Source organism: Alkalithermobacter thermoalcaliphilus JW-YL-7 = DSM 7308, from assembly GCA_001584565.1.
GTDB classification, from domain to species: domain Bacteria; phylum Bacillota; class Clostridia; order Peptostreptococcales; family Peptostreptococcaceae; genus Alkalithermobacter; species Alkalithermobacter thermoalcaliphilus.
Map to the genome: position 1 here is coordinate 630,388 of LSFY01000001.1, position 17,004 is coordinate 647,391.

At 29.8% G+C, this 17,004-nt stretch carries 16 protein-coding genes; all 16 read left to right on the top strand.

Annotation, left to right across the window (positions count from 1 at the left end):
- The first annotated feature begins 13 nt into the window (after positions 1-13).
- The 16 genes from JWYL7_RS03310 (at position 14) to sigE (ending at position 16,927) form a co-directional block, all read left to right on the top strand.
- Positions 14-364 (top strand): septum formation initiator family protein, encoded by a 351-nt coding sequence (locus JWYL7_RS03310; RefSeq protein WP_066068912.1) that lies wholly within the window; start codon positions 14-16, stop codon positions 362-364.
- 19 nt (positions 365-383) lie between these two features.
- Positions 384-2,549: a stage V sporulation protein D gene (locus JWYL7_RS03315; RefSeq protein ID WP_066068915.1), complete on the top strand. Its 2,166-nt coding sequence runs from the start codon at positions 384-386 to the stop codon at positions 2,547-2,549.
- Positions 2,550-2,653: 104 nt separating this feature from the next.
- The gene (locus JWYL7_RS03320) at positions 2,654-4,108 is read left to right on the top strand and encodes a UDP-N-acetylmuramoyl-L-alanyl-D-glutamate--2,6-diaminopimelate ligase (RefSeq protein WP_066068918.1); all 1,455 of its coding nucleotides are present in this window, start codon (positions 2,654-2,656) and stop codon (positions 4,106-4,108) included.
- A complete protein-coding gene (locus tag JWYL7_RS03325; protein WP_066068920.1) occupies positions 4,105-5,478 on the top strand; it encodes a UDP-N-acetylmuramoyl-tripeptide--D-alanyl-D-alanine ligase in 1,374 nt (457 codons plus the stop codon). Before JWYL7_RS03320 ends, JWYL7_RS03325 begins: the two co-directional genes overlap by 4 nt.
- 21 nt (positions 5,479-5,499) lie before the next feature.
- Positions 5,500-6,474 (top strand): phospho-N-acetylmuramoyl-pentapeptide-transferase, encoded by a 975-nt coding sequence (gene mraY / locus JWYL7_RS03330; protein ID WP_066068923.1) that lies wholly within the window; start codon positions 5,500-5,502, stop codon positions 6,472-6,474.
- Between the two features lie 12 nt (positions 6,475-6,486).
- Entirely contained in the window at positions 6,487-7,836 is a 1,350-nt protein-coding gene (gene murD, locus JWYL7_RS03335) for a UDP-N-acetylmuramoyl-L-alanine--D-glutamate ligase (protein ID WP_066068926.1), read from the top strand.
- Positions 7,837-7,856: 20 nt separating this feature from the next.
- Positions 7,857-8,966: a stage V sporulation protein E gene (gene spoVE / locus JWYL7_RS03340; RefSeq protein ID WP_066068928.1), complete on the top strand. Its 1,110-nt coding sequence runs from the start codon at positions 7,857-7,859 to the stop codon at positions 8,964-8,966.
- Between the two features lie 4 nt (positions 8,967-8,970).
- Positions 8,971-10,062: an undecaprenyldiphospho-muramoylpentapeptide beta-N-acetylglucosaminyltransferase gene (gene murG / locus JWYL7_RS03345; protein ID WP_066068932.1), complete on the top strand. Its 1,092-nt coding sequence runs from the start codon at positions 8,971-8,973 to the stop codon at positions 10,060-10,062.
- Positions 10,063-10,136: 74 nt separating this feature from the next.
- Positions 10,137-11,387 (top strand): UDP-N-acetylglucosamine 1-carboxyvinyltransferase, encoded by a 1,251-nt coding sequence (gene murA, locus JWYL7_RS03350; protein ID WP_066068936.1) that lies wholly within the window; start codon positions 10,137-10,139, stop codon positions 11,385-11,387.
- A gap of 90 nt (positions 11,388-11,477) precedes the next feature.
- Positions 11,478-12,197 (top strand): cell division protein FtsQ/DivIB, encoded by a 720-nt coding sequence (locus JWYL7_RS03355; RefSeq protein ID WP_066068939.1) that lies wholly within the window; start codon positions 11,478-11,480, stop codon positions 12,195-12,197.
- 12 nt (positions 12,198-12,209) lie between these two features.
- Positions 12,210-12,911, top strand: a complete 702-nt coding sequence (locus JWYL7_RS03360) for a DUF881 domain-containing protein (protein ID WP_066068942.1) — start codon at positions 12,210-12,212, stop codon at positions 12,909-12,911.
- 15 nt (positions 12,912-12,926) lie between these two features.
- Positions 12,927-13,643: a DUF881 domain-containing protein gene (locus tag JWYL7_RS03365; protein ID WP_066068945.1), complete on the top strand. Its 717-nt coding sequence runs from the start codon at positions 12,927-12,929 to the stop codon at positions 13,641-13,643.
- Entirely contained in the window at positions 13,636-13,998 is a 363-nt protein-coding gene (locus JWYL7_RS03370) for a small basic family protein (protein ID WP_331722105.1), read from the top strand. Before JWYL7_RS03365 ends, JWYL7_RS03370 begins: the two co-directional genes overlap by 8 nt.
- 100 nt (positions 13,999-14,098) lie before the next feature.
- The gene (gene ftsZ / locus JWYL7_RS03375) at positions 14,099-15,199 is read left to right on the top strand and encodes a cell division protein FtsZ (protein ID WP_066068952.1); all 1,101 of its coding nucleotides are present in this window, start codon (positions 14,099-14,101) and stop codon (positions 15,197-15,199) included.
- Between the two features lie 157 nt (positions 15,200-15,356).
- The gene (locus tag JWYL7_RS03380; RefSeq protein ID WP_066068955.1) at positions 15,357-16,193 is read left to right on the top strand and encodes a sigma-E processing peptidase SpoIIGA; all 837 of its coding nucleotides are present in this window, start codon (positions 15,357-15,359) and stop codon (positions 16,191-16,193) included.
- A gap of 11 nt (positions 16,194-16,204) precedes the next feature.
- Complete coding sequence (gene sigE / locus JWYL7_RS03385; protein ID WP_066068958.1) at positions 16,205-16,927, top strand: RNA polymerase sporulation sigma factor SigE; 723 nt, start codon at positions 16,205-16,207, stop codon at positions 16,925-16,927.
- Positions 16,928-17,004: the final 77 nt, after the last annotated feature.

Sequence of the window (17,004 nt, forward strand, 5' to 3'; positions counted from 1 at the left end):
GAGGAAATTTAAAATGTATAAGAACGTTACAAGTTTAGAGGAATATAAAAATAGAAAAAAGAATACTATTTATAGAGAAAAAAGAGCTAAAAAAAGAAAGTTCAAGCCTATTATTAAATTAGCCTTTTTTATGATTTTTGGCGTAATGATTGCATTTATGTGTGGATACGCCTATATATCAAGTTTAAAATATGAAATACACTCTCTTAATAGAGAATTGAGAGGCCTTGAAAATAAAAAAGGTGAACTTACTGTTGAACTAGAGAGATTGAGCAAAAGTGGATATATAGAAAGAGAAGCGAAAAAAAGACTTAATATGGTTTATCCAAGTGAAGAACAAATAGTTTATATTAGAGTAGATTAATTAATTGGGGGGCTAGATTTTGTCTGGATTAAATATAAGACATAGAAAAAGACTTATTTTTTTATTGATTCTTGTTACATTGGGATTTTTTGGATTAGTAGTAAGAGTTGGATATATACAGATGATAAAAGGGCCGTGGCTAAAAGAAAGAGCTATTTCTCAACAGACAAGAGATATACCTATAGAAGCTAGGAGAGGCACTATATACGATAGAAAAGGAAAAGAATTAGCTGTAAGCATAACAAAACACACAATCTGGGCAAAACCAGTAGAAGTTGATAAACCTCAAGAAGCAGCTAAAGCTATTGCTCAGATAATAGGTGAAGATGAAGAAGTAATTTTAAAGAGGATAACTAAAAAGAATGTAGGATTAGTAAGAGTTGCTAGATGGATAGATGAAGATAAGGCAAATGAAATGAGAAAACTACGCTTTAGGGGAATATGGATAACGGAAGATAATAAAAGATATTATCCTTACGGGAATTTTGCAGCCTATATATTAGGCCATGTTTCAGCAGATAATGCTGGTGTTGCAGGAATAGAATTAGAATATGATAAACATTTAAAAGGTCTTCCTGGAAGACTTGTAATAAATACTGATGCATCGGGAAAAGAAATTCCTTTTTCAAACGAGATATACAACGAACCAAAAGATGGAATGGGGTTAGTTCTTACAATAGATGAAATAATACAACACTATGTAGAGAAAGCTTTAGATAAGGCACTTGAGGTTAATAACGCAAAAAGAGTTTATGCAATAGTTATGGATCCTAAAACTGGGGATATACTTGCAATGAGTGCAAAACCAGATTATGATCCAAATAACCCTAGAAAGGCTTTATATCCCCTGTTTGAAGAAGAAATAGCAAAATATGATGATAGTGAAAAAATAAAAGCATGGTTTAAAATGTGGAGAAATCCTATAGTAAATGATACTTATGAACCAGGATCTACATTCAAATTAATAACATCAGCAGCTGGGATTGAAGAAGGAGTTGTAACACCAGATGAAGAGTTTTATTGTAAGGGATATATAATGGTTGCTGATAGAAGAATAAGATGTTGGAGACATTATAATCCTCATGGAAGACAAACATTTACTCAAACAGTTGAAACTTCATGTAACCCTGCTTTTGTAGAAGTTGGTCAAAGATTAGGGGTAGATAAATTATATAGCTATATAAATGCATTTGGTCTTACATCTCAAACAGGTATAGATTTGCCAGGTGAAGAAAGAGGACTTATTTATAATAAAAGTGCTGTTGGGCCAGTAGAACTTGCTACAATATCATTTGGTCAAAGTATATCAGTTACACCTATACAGCTTATAACTTCAATTTCTGCAATAGCTAATGACGGAAAACTTATGAAACCTAGGCTTGTTAAAGAGTTAGTAGATCCAAAAGGAAATGTAATACAAAGGTTTGAACCTGAAACAGTAAGGCAAGTAATATCTGCAAACACTTCTAAAACAATAAGAGAGATGATGGAATCGGTAGTAAGAGATGGTTCAGGTAAAGCAGCTTATATACCAGGCTATAGAGTAGGAGGAAAAACAGGAACGGCTCAAAAGGTTATAGATGGAAGATATGCAAGTGGACATTATATTTCATCTTTTGTAGCTATAGCACCTAGTGACGATCCACAGTTAGCAGTATTGGTGGTAATAGATGAGCCAAGAGGAGAAAGTCACTTTGGTAGTTTAACGGCAGGACCTGTAGTAAAAGAAATAATTTATGATACGTTAAAATATCTAGATGTAAAGCCTTCATACACTGAGCAAGAAAAAGAAAATCTAGTTAAAGAAGAAGTTGTAGTTCCTGAAGTTAGAAATCTAACATTAGCCGATGCTGCTAAAGTACTTGTAGAGAAAAAACTAAACTTTACAGTTGAGCCAGATATGTATTCAGAAGGAGACGCTATTGTAATAGATATGTTTCCTAAACCACAGGCAAAAGTACCTATAGAATCTAGTATAATACTTTATGTAAAGGATAAAAATACAAAGTCTTCTCAGGTGGTAGTGCCAGACTTAAAAGGAAAGACGGTACGAGAAGTGTCTAACATACTTCAAGGTCTAGGGCTTAAATTTAAAATTGTTGGAAATGGGATTTGCGTAGATCAAAATCCTAAGCCAAATTCACAAGTAGATACAAATTCTACAATAATAGTAGAATTTAAATAACTATTAAAACTTTATAAACTAGTATATAATTAATAAGGCAATGTATGTTAAAATATACATTGCCTTTATAAGAGCTATATATTTATTTGAGGGAGAGATAAAATATGAAATTAAAAGATATAATATCAGGATTAGATATAATTGATATACATGGAAAATTAGATTTAGAAATAAATAGTATAGATTATGATTCAAGAAGACTTGATAAAGATAGTTTATTTATATGTATTAAAGGATTTAATGTAGATGGACACAACTTTATACAAGAAGGGATCAAAAAAGGAAGTAGAGCATTTATTGTACAAGATGATATATTTATAGAAGGATACACATTTATAAGAGTAAAAGATACTAGAGATGCTATGGCTATAATAGCGTCAAATTTCTACAAAAACCCTACAAAAGATTTAAATTTAGTTGGCGTAACAGGAACTAATGGAAAAACTACAATAACTTATTTACTAAAAGATATATTACATGAAGAAGGAGTAGGTCTTATAGGAACTATAAAAAACATAATAGGAGATAAAGAAATAGTATCTTCTAGAACTACACCGGAAAGTTTGCAGCTTCAGTCATATTTTAGAGAAATGGTTGATAAAAATGTAAAATATTGCGTCATGGAAGTTTCATCACACTCATTAGAACTTAAAAGAGTAGAAGAATGTGAATTTAAGGTTGGTATATTTACGAACTTAACAGAAGATCACTTAGATTTTCATAAAACTTTAGAAAATTATAGGCTAGCAAAACAAAAATTATTTTACAAAACAACCAAAGCAAATATAATCAATATAGACGATGAAGGTGGAAGAAAAATATATGAAGATATAAAACATCTAAAAACACCTATAATAACCTATGGAATAAATAATAAAGCGGATATTACAGCAAAAGATATAAAAATGTTTCTCGATAAAGTTCAATATACAGTTGTAACTGATGAATTTGAGGAAGAAGTTGAAGTTCCAATTCCGGGTAAATTTACAGTATATAACTCGTTAGCAGTTATAGGTGCATGCATAGCATTAGGAATACCAAAAGAAATTATAATAAAAAGACTAAAAAAAGCAAACAAAGTTCCAGGAAGATTTGAAACTATAAACAGCAGCAAAAACTTTAGCGTAATAGTTGACTATGCTCATACACCAGATGCACTAGAAAATATAATAAAAACTGCAAGAGAATTTGTAAGAGGAAATATAATTACAGTATTTGGCTGTGGTGGAGACAGAGATAGATCAAAACGACCTATAATGGGCAAGATAAGCCAAGATTTAAGTGATATTAGCATCATAACTTCAGATAATCCTAGAAGCGAAGATCCTAAAAAGATCGTTGAAGATATATTAGAAGGTATGAACAAGAATATAAATAACTACAAAATAATTATAGATAGAAAAGAAGCTATAAAACAAGCTATAGCAATGGCAAACGAAGGAGATATAGTAATTGTAGCAGGAAAAGGTCACGAAGATTATCAAATAATAGGAGATAAGAAAATTCATTTTGATGATAAAGAAGTAGTAAGAGAATTTTTAAAGGAGGATAAAAAATGAATCCAATAAGTATTGAAGAAATAGTAATTGCTACAAACGGTGAACTTATTAAAGGAAACGGCAAAGATTTAGTAAATAACATATCTATAGATAGCAGAAAGACAAAAAAGAAAGATATGTATATAGCATTAATAGGGGAAAAATTTGATGGACATGACTTTATAAAAGATGCATATGAAAAGGGAGCAAATACATTTGTTATCGATAAGAATCACCATATAGATTTGATATCAGAAGATATAAATATAATTAAAGTTGAGGATACTACAAAAGCTATTGGAGATATAGCTAAATTTTATAGGGATAAATTCAAGATTCATTATGTAGGGGTTACCGGTAGCACAGGAAAAACAACTACAAAAGATATGATATATGCAGTTTTATCAAGCAAATATAAAACATTAAAAACAGAGGGTAACTTTAATAATCACATAGGCTTACCATTAACTATATTCAATCTAGAAAGTTACCATGAGGCAGCTATTCTTGAAATGGGAATGTCATCGTTTGGAGAGATAGAATATTTAGCTGAAATAGCAAGGCCGCATATTGCAGTGATATCTAACATAGGATTTTCACACATAGAAAATTTGGGATCAAGAGAAGGAATACTAAAAGCAAAACTAGAAATAACAAGTCAATTTTCAAAAGATAATATATTGATTATAAATGGAGATGACGAATATCTAAAGACAGTAAAAAATAAAAAAGTAGATTATAAAATAAAAAGTTTTGGTTTTAATTTTGATAATGATTTAAAATGTATAAAATATGAAACTAATGAAGATGGAACACAGTTTACTGTGGAATTATATAATAAAGAGTATGATTTTTTTACTCCAGCTAGAGGAAAACATAACATATATAATGCTATGGCAGCTATTTTAGTTGGAATGGAGCTTAATTTAAGCATCGAAGAAATAAAAAAAGGGTTATTAGATTATAAAGCAACAAATATGAGATTAGATATAATTAAAAAAGGCAACATTATAATAATAAATGATGCTTATAATGCTAGTCCTGATTCTATGAAGGCAGCGTTAGATGTACTAAATGAATACAAGAATAATAGAAAAATAGCTGTACTAGGTGATATGCTAGAAATGGGAGAATATTCTAAACAAGTACATGAAATAGTTGGATCGTTTGCAAAAGATAAAAGTGATATTATAATAACTGTAGGAAATAATTCAAGATATATAGGATATAAGGCTATAGAAGAAGGGTTTGAAAAATCAAATGTATATCATTTTTCGACAAATGAAGAAGTTGTTGAGTTATTAGAAAAAATAATTTCAGACGATGATGTAGTTTTAGTAAAAGGTTCAAGGGGAATGAGGATGGAGAAAATAGTTGAAGCTTTGTGTTAATACAAGAGAGGAGTTATTGAAATGATAAACATAATGTCACTAAAAGAAGTTTTGTATACCATAGTAATTTCATGTTTGATAACACTTATATTGGGGCCTATATTTATTCCTATGTTAAGAAAACTTAAGTTTGGTCAAACGGTTAGAGAAGAAGGACCAAGAACACATCTTTCAAAGAATGGAACACCTACAATGGGTGGAATAATTATGATTATAGCTATACTTTTTACTATTTTAACAAGGGCCGGTAGAATCCAAAGAGACACACTATTTGCACTTATATCTATAGTAGGATTTGGATTTATAGGTTTTGTTGATGATTATATAAAAGTTGTTCTTAAAAGGTCTTTAGGGCTTAGAGCATATCAAAAAATAATAGGTCAGCTAATATTAGCAACAATTCTTGCAGTATATCAATTGAAGTTTTCAGCATTAGGAACTAGTGTTGTTATACCTTTTTTCAACACTAATATAGACTTAGGAATATTTTATATACCGTTTATAATATTTGTTACAATAGCAACGGTAAATAGTGTTAATCTAACTGATGGATTAGATGGATTAGCATCAGGAGTTACAATGATTGTAAGTTTATTCTTTGCTATTATAGCTAACTATTGGGGAAATACAAGTATAGCAATAGTATCTGCAGCATTAGTTGGAGCATGTTTAGGTTTTTTAAAGTACAATGCAAACCCTGCAAGAGTATTTATGGGTGATACAGGATCTATGGCATTAGGAGGAGGGGTTGCAGCTGCTGCTATACTTATGAACTTACCTCTTATAATACCAATAGTAGGAGGCATATATTTTGCAGAATCTTTATCTGTAATAATACAAGTAACTTCATTTAAGCTTACTGGAAAGAGAGTATTTAAAATGAGCCCTCTTCATCATCATTTTGAACTTGAAGGATGGCATGAAACGAAAGTAGTTTTAGTATTTTGGATAGTTAGTGTTATATTGGCTTTAATAGGATTTATAGCTGTAATATAAGGAGGGAAGAAGATGAATTTAAATGGAAAGAAAGTATTGCTTGTAGGCCTTGCAAAAACAGGTATATCTATGATAAAAAAACTTGCTACGATGGGATGTAACATAGTTGTGAACGATATAAAAGATGAATCAAAACTCAAAGACATAATAAATCAATTAAAGGGATATAATGTAGAATATATACTAGGTAGGCATATAGACTATATAGAAGATATAGACCTTGTAGTAGTATCTCCAGGAGTTCCTTTAGATATTCCATTTATAGTAGAACTTAAAAAGAGAGATATAGAGGTTATAGGGGAGGTAGAATTTGCTTACAGGTTAGCTAAAGGCAAATTTATAGGAATAACAGGAACAAACGGCAAAACAACTACAACTACATTAGTAGGAGAAATATTTAAATCATTTAGCTCTAATACCTTTGTAGTTGGTAACATAGGAAATCCAGTAATAGATATAGTAGATCTATCAACAAAAGATTCATTTATAGTTACAGAACTTAGTAGCTTTCAGCTTGAGAGTATAAGAGATTTTAGACCTAAAGTAAGTGCTATCTTAAATATAACAGAAGATCATCTTAATAGACATAAAACGATGCAAAATTATATAGATGCTAAAGCTAGAATATTTGAGAATCAAACAAGTGAAGATTTTACGGTATTAAATTATGACTGCATTTTATCTAGAAATCTAGCTCAAAGATGTAAATCTAAGGTAATATTCTTCAGTAGAAAAGAAGTTTTAAAAGAAGGAGTATTTGTATTAAATAACAATATAGTAATAAGATTTGATGGAAAAGATACCCTAGTTATAGATAAAGATAATTTAAGCTTACCTGGAGATCATAACCTAGAAAATGCACTAGCTGCGGTAGCTATAGCATTTATTTTGAATGTAGATTTAGATACAATAAGAAAAGTTTTAAAATCATTCAAAGGGGTAGAGCATAGACTAGAATTTGTTAGAGAATTAAATGGGATAAAGTTTATAAACGATTCTAAAGGAACAAATCCTGATGCTTCTATAAAAGCAATTCAATCATATAATAGCCCAATTGTTTTAATAGCAGGAGGAATGGATAAAAATAGTGATTTTACAGACTTTATAAAATCATTTAATGGCAAAGTAAAAGGGTTAGTGCTTTTAGGCCAAACAGCTGAAAAAATAGAAAAAGCAGCTTTAGAGCAAGGTTTTAAAAATTCATATAAAGTTAAAAATATGAAAGATGCAGTGAATAAATGTTTTGAAATTGCGCAAAGTGGTGATATAGTTCTTCTTTCTCCAGCATGTGCAAGTTGGGATATGTATGAAAGTTATGAAGCTAGAGGGAATGACTTTAAAGAATGTGTCTATAGCCTTTAATTAAATAGGGAGGTCCTAATATGGGCAAAAAAAAGCAAAGAGATTTTGATCCATATATTTTCTATACTACAATAGCTTTAGTAGTTATAGGAATTATAATGGTATTTAGTTCTAGTTTTGTTCAAGCTAAAATGAAAATGAAAGATGAGTATTTTTTCCTAAAAAGAAATATGATATGGGCTACACTAGGATTTTTTGCTATGATATTTGCATCAAAGGTAGATTATAAAAGGCTAGAAAAATTAACAGGAAAGATAGGGATACTTACCTTTATACTACTTGTATTAGTACTTACTCCATTAGGAATAAATATAAATGGAGCTAGAAGATGGATAGGTATAGGTTCACTTACAATAATGCCATCTGAAGTTGCTAAATTTGCATCTATAATTGTTGTTTCAAAAATAATAAAAAATAAAAAGAATAAGATAGGAAAATTAATCGAAGGAGTTTTTCCTTGTATATTAGTTTCATCAGTTTACTTTGCTCTTATCATGCTTCAACCAGACTTATCTACAGGAGCGAGTATATTGATGACAACAATTGTCATGTTGTTTGTAGCTGGGTTAGATATGAAGGTTATTATAGGTCTTGGCGGCGTAGCATGTGCTGCATTTGTAGCACTTATAGCCACATCTTCATATAGACTAAAGCGCTTTTTATCATTTTTAGATCCTTTTCAAGATCCAACAGGAAGTGGATATCAGGTAATTCAATCCTTATATGCACTAGGGTCAGGTGGATTATTTGGACTTGGTTTAGGCAGAAGTAGACAAAAGTTTTTTTATATTCCTGAGCCACAAAATGACTTTATATTTGCGATAATAGGAGAAGAACTAGGGTACATAGGGTGTATAGTTGTATTGCTTTTATTTTTATTTTTGATATACAGATGCGTAAGAGTAGCTATTAATGCTCCAGATATATATGGCAGTATGTTAGTTGTAGGAATTACAGCTCAAATAGGAATACAGGTTATGATAAATGTAGCTGTTGCAACATCTTCAATGCCTGTTACTGGAATACCTCTTCCATTTATAAGCTATGGAGGAAGTTCGCTTATAATATTTATGGCAGCAATCGGGGTTATACTGAATGTATCTAGACATGTTAAGTTAGATGGGAGTTGATTAAATGAAGGTTTTGATTTCTGGAGGTGGAACAGGAGGTCATATATATCCAGCTATAGCTATTGCAAATAAGCTAGAGGAAGAATTAAAAGAAGTTGAGATATTATTTGTAGGAACAGAAAAAGGACTTGAAAGCAAGGTAGTTCCTAAGGCAGGCTATGAATTAAAAACAATAACAGTTGAAGGATTTCAAAGAAAAATAAGTTTTGAGAATGTAAAAAGAGTTTTAAAATTATTTAAAGGATTAGAAGATGCTAGAAAAATAGTGAAAAAGTTTGATCCAGATATAGTAATAGGAACTGGTGGATATGTATGTGGACCAGTTGTATTTAATGCAGCTATGAGAGGTATTCCAACAGTTATACATGAGCAAAACGCATTTCCAGGTATAACTAATAAGATACTTGCAAGATTTGTAGATAAAATATTAATAAGCTTTGAAGATGCAAAAAAATATTTTCCTAATTCTGATAAAGTTGTTTTTACAGGAAACCCAGTAAGAAAAGAGATTCTAACGGCTAATAAAAATGAAGCAAAGAGAAAGCTTGGAATAGCAGAAGACAAAAAAATGCTTCTTTGTGTAGGTGGAAGTGGAGGATCAAGAAAGCTAAACGATTCTATGGTTAATATAATTAGTAATCTAGTTAAAGAAGATATACAATTTATTCATGTTACAGGTAAAAACCATTATGAAAAATTTATTGATAAGTTAGGAGAGATTAACCTTAAAAAGTCACAGAAAGTAGTAGATTATCTAGATGATATGGCTACGGCACTAGCAGCTTGTGATCTTGTAATATGTAGTGCAGGTGCAATTACATTAGCAGAAGTTACAGCTTTAGGTAAACCATCTATAATCATTCCTAAAGCCTATACAGCTGAAAATCATCAAGAGTACAATGCTAAGAGTTTAGAAAACAAAGGAGCAGCAATGGTAATATTAGAAAAGGATTTAAATTCGAAAGTTCTAAACGACATGATATTTAAGATTTTAGGAGACAGAAAAAGATTAAAAGATATGGAACAAAACAGTAAGAATGCGGGTATGCCACAATCAATAGAAATAATATATAAAGAAATTATTAGTATGCTGTAAGTCACATAAACCCCCCTTAAAACATAATTTAAATAGTATAATGCATCATTTAATTTGAAAGGGGGGTGACCTTCTTGGATAAATTTATAATCCGTGGAGGAAATAAATTAAAGGGAGAAATAAGTTTAAAAGGTGCAAAGAATGCAGTCTTACCTATAGTTGCTGCTACTATCCTAAATGAAGGAGAAAGCATAATACACAATGTTCCAAATATAGCAGATGTTAATGTTATGATAGATATATTAAGACATGTAGGATGCTATGTTAAATTTGAAGATGGAACATTAACTATTAATACAAAATATATGCATACATCTGAGATTCCAGAAAGCTTTGTAAGAAGAATGAGGTCTTCCATAATTCTATTAGGATCAATGGTTGCAAGATTTGATCAAACTAAAATAAGTTACCCAGGTGGTTGTGAGATTGGATCAAGACCGATAGATCTTCACTTAAAGTCCTTATCACAAATGGGAGTAGAAATTCAAGAAGTACACGGATATATAAGATGTAAAAGACAATCAATAAACTCTAGTGAAATACAACTCGATTTTCCTAGTGTGGGCGCTACAGAAAATATAATGTTAGCATCTGTAAAATCAAGAGGAATAACGAAAATATATAATGCTGCTAAAGAACCAGAAATAGTAGATCTTCAAAATTTTCTAAATTCCATGGGTGCAAAAGTGAAAGGCGCAGGAACTAGTTATATAGAAATAGAAGGGGTAGAAAGATTAAATAATGTTGAATATACTATAATTCCAGATAGAATAGCTATAGGAACTTATTTAGTAGCAGCTGCTATGACTAACGGAGAAATTATAATCAACAATGTTGTTCCAGAACATATCCAAAGCATAGTATCGAAATTGAAAGAGGCAGGGTGTGAAATAAGTTATCTAAGAAATAGTATAAAACTTAAATGTTTAGGTAGGATCAATTCTGTTGAGCATATAAAAACACTTCCATATCCAGGCTTTCCTACTGATATGCAAGCGCAAATTACTACTTTAATGACAATAGCTAATGGAACTAGCCTTATAGAAGAAAATATATTCGAAAATAGGTTTAAGTATTGCAATGAACTTATAAGAATGGGGGCTAATATAACTATATCAGGAAAAACTGCTATAGTAAAAGGTGTAAAAAGTTTAATGGGAGCAAAGGTTAACTCCCCTGATTTAAGAGGAGGAGCAGCATTAGTATTAGCAGCTTTAAATGCAAACGGATATAGTGAAGTATATGGCATTGATCATATAGATAGAGGATATGAAAGTATGGAGAAGGTTTTATCAAGTCTAGGAGCTGATATAATAAGGGCTTAGACTTGAGCCTTTTTTTTATGGTATATATAAGGTTATAATGATATATATGAATGTATTTTTTATGGAATTTTTCAGAAAGGAATGTTTTAAATGAAAAGGAATAATATTTTGATATTAATAGTTATTTTAATGATTAGTATTTTCGGTTATATATTTATAAAAACAGATGTATTTTCTTTGAAGGAAGTAAGTGTTGTAGGGTTAGTAAAACTTGATAAAGAGGATATACTTATAAGTGGAAAAATAGAAAAGGGTAAAAATATTTATATGTATAATATCAAAAATGTTAAAGATAATATTCTAAGTAATCCATATGTAAAAGATGTAAGAATAAAAAGAGCTTTTCCAAACAAAATCTTTATAGATATAACGGAAAGAGTACAGATATGTACAATTCCATATATGGGTTCTTATATTATAATAGATGAAGAAGGCGTTGTACTTAAGGTTGAAGAAAATATAGAAAATGTAGACAAGCCTTTCCTTACAGGGTTAACTTTTGATAATTTTAATTTAGGAAAAAAGATAGAAATTAAGGATAAAAAGTTATTATCAAGAATATTAGATTTGCTAAATTCTTGTAATAGTGCTAATATATTAGATAATATATCAGAAATAAATATTGATGAAAACATGGATATAAGGTTATATACACTTCAGGGAATAGAAGTTCTTTTAGGACAAGGTGAAGATATAAACTACAAAATGTTTCAGCTAAGTAAAATAATGGTAGACTTGCATACTAAAAATATAACAAGTGGAATTGTAGATATGAAGTTTGACACATATCCCGTATATAGAGAGAGATAGGGGTTGATTATCTTGAAAAAAAATAAAATTATACTATTTTTTCTAAGCACTTTATTAGGTATAATTTTAGTTATTCAGTTAAGAACAATAGAAAAAGCAACTGGAGGAGTAGTATCTTCTCAAAAGGCACAGCAATTAGCATTAGAGTTAAAAAGTTTAAGAGATAGAAAAGAAGTTTTATTAAAAGAATTAAAAACTGTAGAGAGTAGAATAGAACAATATAAAAATGCTGAGGCAAACGAAAGTGTTATAGTTAAAAATCTAAAAAATGATATAAGAAAATATTCAAATTTAGCTGGGTATTATGATGTATCGGGTCCAGGAGTTATAGTTAGGTTAGAAGAAGGAAAGGATATAACAACTAGTAGTGTATTAACATATAATTACGAATTGTTATTAGCTCTTATAAATAAGTTAAACGCATCTGGTGCAGAAGCTATTTCAATAAACAACGAAAGAGTAGTTGCTAATACAGAAATAGCTCTTTCGGGTGACAGACTAATAATAAATAGAAATCCAGTTATGCCACCATTTGAGATAAAAGCAATAGGAGATGCTAATACTTTAGAAGCTGCACTAAACTTAAGATATGGAATTATATGGGAAATAAGAAAGTACTATGGATTAAATGTTACTGTAGAAAAAAGTCAGAATATAGAAATACCTAGATATACAAGAAGAATAAAATTTGAGTATGCTAAGCCAGTAGATTAGATATAGGTGGTAACTATGAACAAAATAGTTAAGCAAAGATATGTAGTTTTAATGTCATTTTTGTTAGGAATTATAATATCAATACAACTTAAAAGTTTAGATCCTAATAATGTTTTTGTAAGTTTAAGGTCTATAAATGAAATAAAAAGTCAGATAGAACTAGAAAGAATAGAACTAGAAAATATAAATAGGCTTATATCAGAAAGAAAGTATGATATAGCAAAGTATGAAATAGAGCTAAAGGAAAATGGATCGATAAAGAGCGTAATAGAAAGTGAGCTTGTTGAATTAAAAGCAATAACAGGATTTAAAGCTGTAAAAGGTCCTGGTATTGTTGTAAGTTTAGCCGATAGTGAAAGAGAGTTAAATCTAGGAGAGGATCCGAATGATATAATAGTACATGATGTGGATGTTTTAAGAATTGTTAATGACTTAAAAGTAGCAGGGGCTGAGGCTTTAGCTATTAATGGAGAAAGAATAATAAGTTTATCTGAAATTAAATGTTCAGGACCAACTATAACTATAAATGGGTCTACTTATGGACAACCATTTGTTATAACAGCAATAGGAGAACCAAAAATGCTAGAAGCCGCGATTAAAGCACCAAATTCATATGCAAGTGTTTTAAAAGATGTGTATGGTTTGAAAGTACATTCAAACATATTTGATGAAATAAAAATACCAAAATATAACAGAAGTGTTCGCTTTAAATTTATAAAAGAAGGTGATTAACTTGATGGTGACTTTAGTAGGACTTGCATTAGGTGTAATAATTGGATATTATATACCTGTAACGTATCCTGATAGCTATTCTTTATATATATCAGTTGCTATATTAGCTTCACTAGATTCAGTATTCGGAGCTATAAGAGCCAATATTGAAGGAAATTATGATAATATTATATTTATAACAGGTTTTTTTGGAAATGCTATTATAGCAGGATTTTTAGCTTATGTGGGAGATAAATTAGGAGTTCCCCTTTATTATGCTTCTATATTTGTATTTGGAGGAAGGTTATTCCAAAACTTTGCTATAATTAGAAGGCGTATTTTTGACAGATTTGTGATTAAAAAAAGAGGAAATTAAAGATTTATGTTGAATAACAAATAAATAATAATTGTAAATTTTAAACAGTATATAGTTGGGTTTATAATATAAACGATAACAATGTTAAGGAGGTTCCTAGATGCTACAGTTCGATGTTGATATGGATAATTTTGCGAATATAAAAGTAATAGGCGTTGGGGGTGGAGGAAACAACGCTGTTAATAGAATGATAGAAGCTCAATTAAAAGGGGTTGAGTTTATAGTAATAAATACTGATAAACAGACACTTTTTAATTCAAAGGCAGAGCAGAAAATTCAAATAGGAGATAAGCTTACAAGAGGTCTTGGAGCAGGTGCTAATCCAGAAATAGGTAAAAAGGCAGCTGAAGAAAGTAAAGATGAAATATATCAAGCACTTCAAGGTGCAGATATGGTATTTGTAACTGCTGGTATGGGTGGAGGAACAGGAACGGGAGCTGCTCCTGTTGTTGCTCAGATAGCTAAGGAAATGGGAATACTTACAGTAGGAGTTGTAACTAAGCCTTTCTTGTTTGAAGGAAGAAGAAGAGCTATTCATGCAGAACAAGGAATACAAGAGTTAAAATCTAAAGTAGATACATTAATAACTATACCTAACGATAGATTACTTCAGGTTGTAGAAAAGAAAACATCTATGTTAGAGGCATTTAGAATAGCTGATGATGTTCTAAAGCAAGGGGTACAAGGTATATCAGACTTAATAGCAGTACCAGGACTTATAAACTTAGACTTTGCTGATGTTCAAACAATAATGAAACAACAAGGGCTAGCACATATGGGTATAGGAAGAGCAACAGGTGAAAATAGAGCATTAGAGGCTGCTAAACAAGCTATACAAAGTCCACTGCTTGAAACATCTATAAAGGGAGCAAAAGGAGTATTATTAAATATAACTGGTGGTGCAGATCTTGGGCTATTTGAAATTAATGAGGCTGCTAGCTTAGTGCAAGAAGCATCAGATCCAGAAGCTAATATTATATTTGGAGCTGTTATAGACGAAGATCTAAAAGATGAAATAAGAATAACTGTTATAGCTACAGGATTTCAAGAAGGATTAGAAAATAACATTACTCAAAATACAAAACCAGAGCCTAAAGAAACAGTTAAAATTGCAAATAAAGAACAAGAGCAAAATCAAAATAAAGAAGATAATATAGGGTACGATTTAGATATACCTACATTTTTAAGAAGAAGAAGATAAATAAAAAAGACCTTAAGATATCTTAAGGTCTTTTTTGTCGTAGTTTGCAAAAATATAAAATATAAAACATAGATTTCGACTACTGATTATGACAAAAAAATAGTCATAATTTTAGTATAATCTATATATCATAAGGCCCTAGAATAGGTGGTAATATATGATAGTATATGCTGAATATTATTTTTTGCAAAACCTACTATTAGATTATATAATAATCATTTCAGTAGGTAAAATTCTAAATATAAATATGAGTAAAAAAAGAGTCTACAGTGCATCTTTTATAGGAGCATTATACTCCATGGCTTATTTTAACCAAAATCTTTTGTTTTTATACAATATCTTTTTTAAAATTATATTCACTCTTTTTATAGTTTATTTGTCATTTTCCTATACTAATCTAAAAACTTACATAAAATCTTTAGCTACTTTTTATGTTGTTAATATATTTGTATCTGGTAGTATGTTTTTTATAATATATTTTACAGGTATAGGTCATATGACTACATCGTTGATATTAATAGTAGGCCTTGCAAGTTCTAAATTCATAATCAATTATCAGAAAATTCTAAAAAGTATAGGGATAATGAGAGATACAAAACAAGACATAGTAATTCATATAGAAGATAAGTCTATAAAATGTAGTGCTTTATTAGATACAGGTAACTTATTAAAAGATCCTTTAACTAATGATCCTGTTATAGTAGTAAACGTAAAAGCATTAGAAAATATATTACCAGAAGACCTCATTTACATGGACTATTCTAATATGGACTATAAAAAAGCAGATCATATAGCAAATAAACTTACTCTAAACATGCTTAAAAGATTCAGGTTAATACCTTATAAAGTAGTAGGAAGTGAAAAAAATTTACTGATTGGATTTAAAGCAGATAGTTTACAGATTAATGGAAATGAGAGAAGTAATATAATTTTAGGAATTTCAAATTTTAATAACACTGAGTACGATGCAATTTTAAATCCAAATATAATTTAGGGGGGATATTTATGTTAGCTATTTTAAAACAAAAAATAATCAAATTTATAAACACTATACTTAATAAGTTAGGCCTTTTAGAAACAGGAGAAATACACTATTTAGGTGGTAATGATGTTTTACCTCCACCGTTAACGCAAGAAGAAGAAAACGAATTATTAAAAAGGATAGATACAGATGAAAGTGTAAGAAGTATATTGATAGAGAGAAATTTAAGATTAGTAGTATATATTTCTAGAAAGTTTGAAAATACAGGTTTAGATATTGAAGATTTAATTTCTATTGGGACAATAGGACTTATAAAAGCTATAAATACATTTAAGTTAGACAAAAACATAAAATTAGCTACATATGCATCAAGATGTATAGAAAATGAAATACTTATGTATCTAAGAAAAAACAGCAGAAAAAAGACAGAATTATCATTTGATGAGCCTTTGAATGTAGATTTAGATGGAAATGAACTTTTATTATCAGATGTTTTAGGAACTGAAAATGATGAAATTTATAGATTGATAGAAGAAGAAATAGATAAAGAATTGCTTCAACTTGCATTAGATAAGTTGTCAACAAGAGAAAAACAAATTATGCAACTTAGATTTGGACTTTTAAATGGAAGAGAAAAAACACAAAAAGAAGTAGCGAATATGCTTGGAATATCACAATCATATATATCAAGACTTGAGAAAAAAATAATATTTAGATTAAAGAAGGAAATGAAAAAGCTAGTTTAATTTCCTCATATTTCCTGAAGTATCATTCTTCACAAAAGTATAAAAATTTATATTATGTGAATAATTGATACAAGGGA

Coding starts and splice junctions, on each gene's coding strand:
- spoVE (WP_066068928.1), top strand. CDS start 7,857: ATGGGCAAAAAAAAGCAAAGAGATTTTGATCCATATATTTTCTATACT.
- JWYL7_RS03365 (WP_066068945.1), top strand. CDS start 12,927: ATGAACAAAATAGTTAAGCAAAGATATGTAGTTTTAATGTCATTTTTG.
- mraY (WP_066068923.1), top strand. CDS start 5,500: ATGATAAACATAATGTCACTAAAAGAAGTTTTGTATACCATAGTAATT.
- murG (WP_066068932.1), top strand. CDS start 8,971: ATGAAGGTTTTGATTTCTGGAGGTGGAACAGGAGGTCATATATATCCA.
- JWYL7_RS03310 (WP_066068912.1), top strand. CDS start 14: ATGTATAAGAACGTTACAAGTTTAGAGGAATATAAAAATAGAAAAAAG.
- murD (WP_066068926.1), top strand. CDS start 6,487: ATGAATTTAAATGGAAAGAAAGTATTGCTTGTAGGCCTTGCAAAAACA.
- JWYL7_RS03380 (WP_066068955.1), top strand. CDS start 15,357: ATGATAGTATATGCTGAATATTATTTTTTGCAAAACCTACTATTAGAT.
- JWYL7_RS03355 (WP_066068939.1), top strand. CDS start 11,478: ATGAAAAGGAATAATATTTTGATATTAATAGTTATTTTAATGATTAGT.
- JWYL7_RS03320 (WP_066068918.1), top strand. CDS start 2,654: ATGAAATTAAAAGATATAATATCAGGATTAGATATAATTGATATACAT.
- JWYL7_RS03325 (WP_066068920.1), top strand. CDS start 4,105: ATGAATCCAATAAGTATTGAAGAAATAGTAATTGCTACAAACGGTGAA.
- ftsZ (WP_066068952.1), top strand. CDS start 14,099: ATGCTACAGTTCGATGTTGATATGGATAATTTTGCGAATATAAAAGTA.
- sigE (WP_066068958.1), top strand. CDS start 16,205: ATGTTAGCTATTTTAAAACAAAAAATAATCAAATTTATAAACACTATA.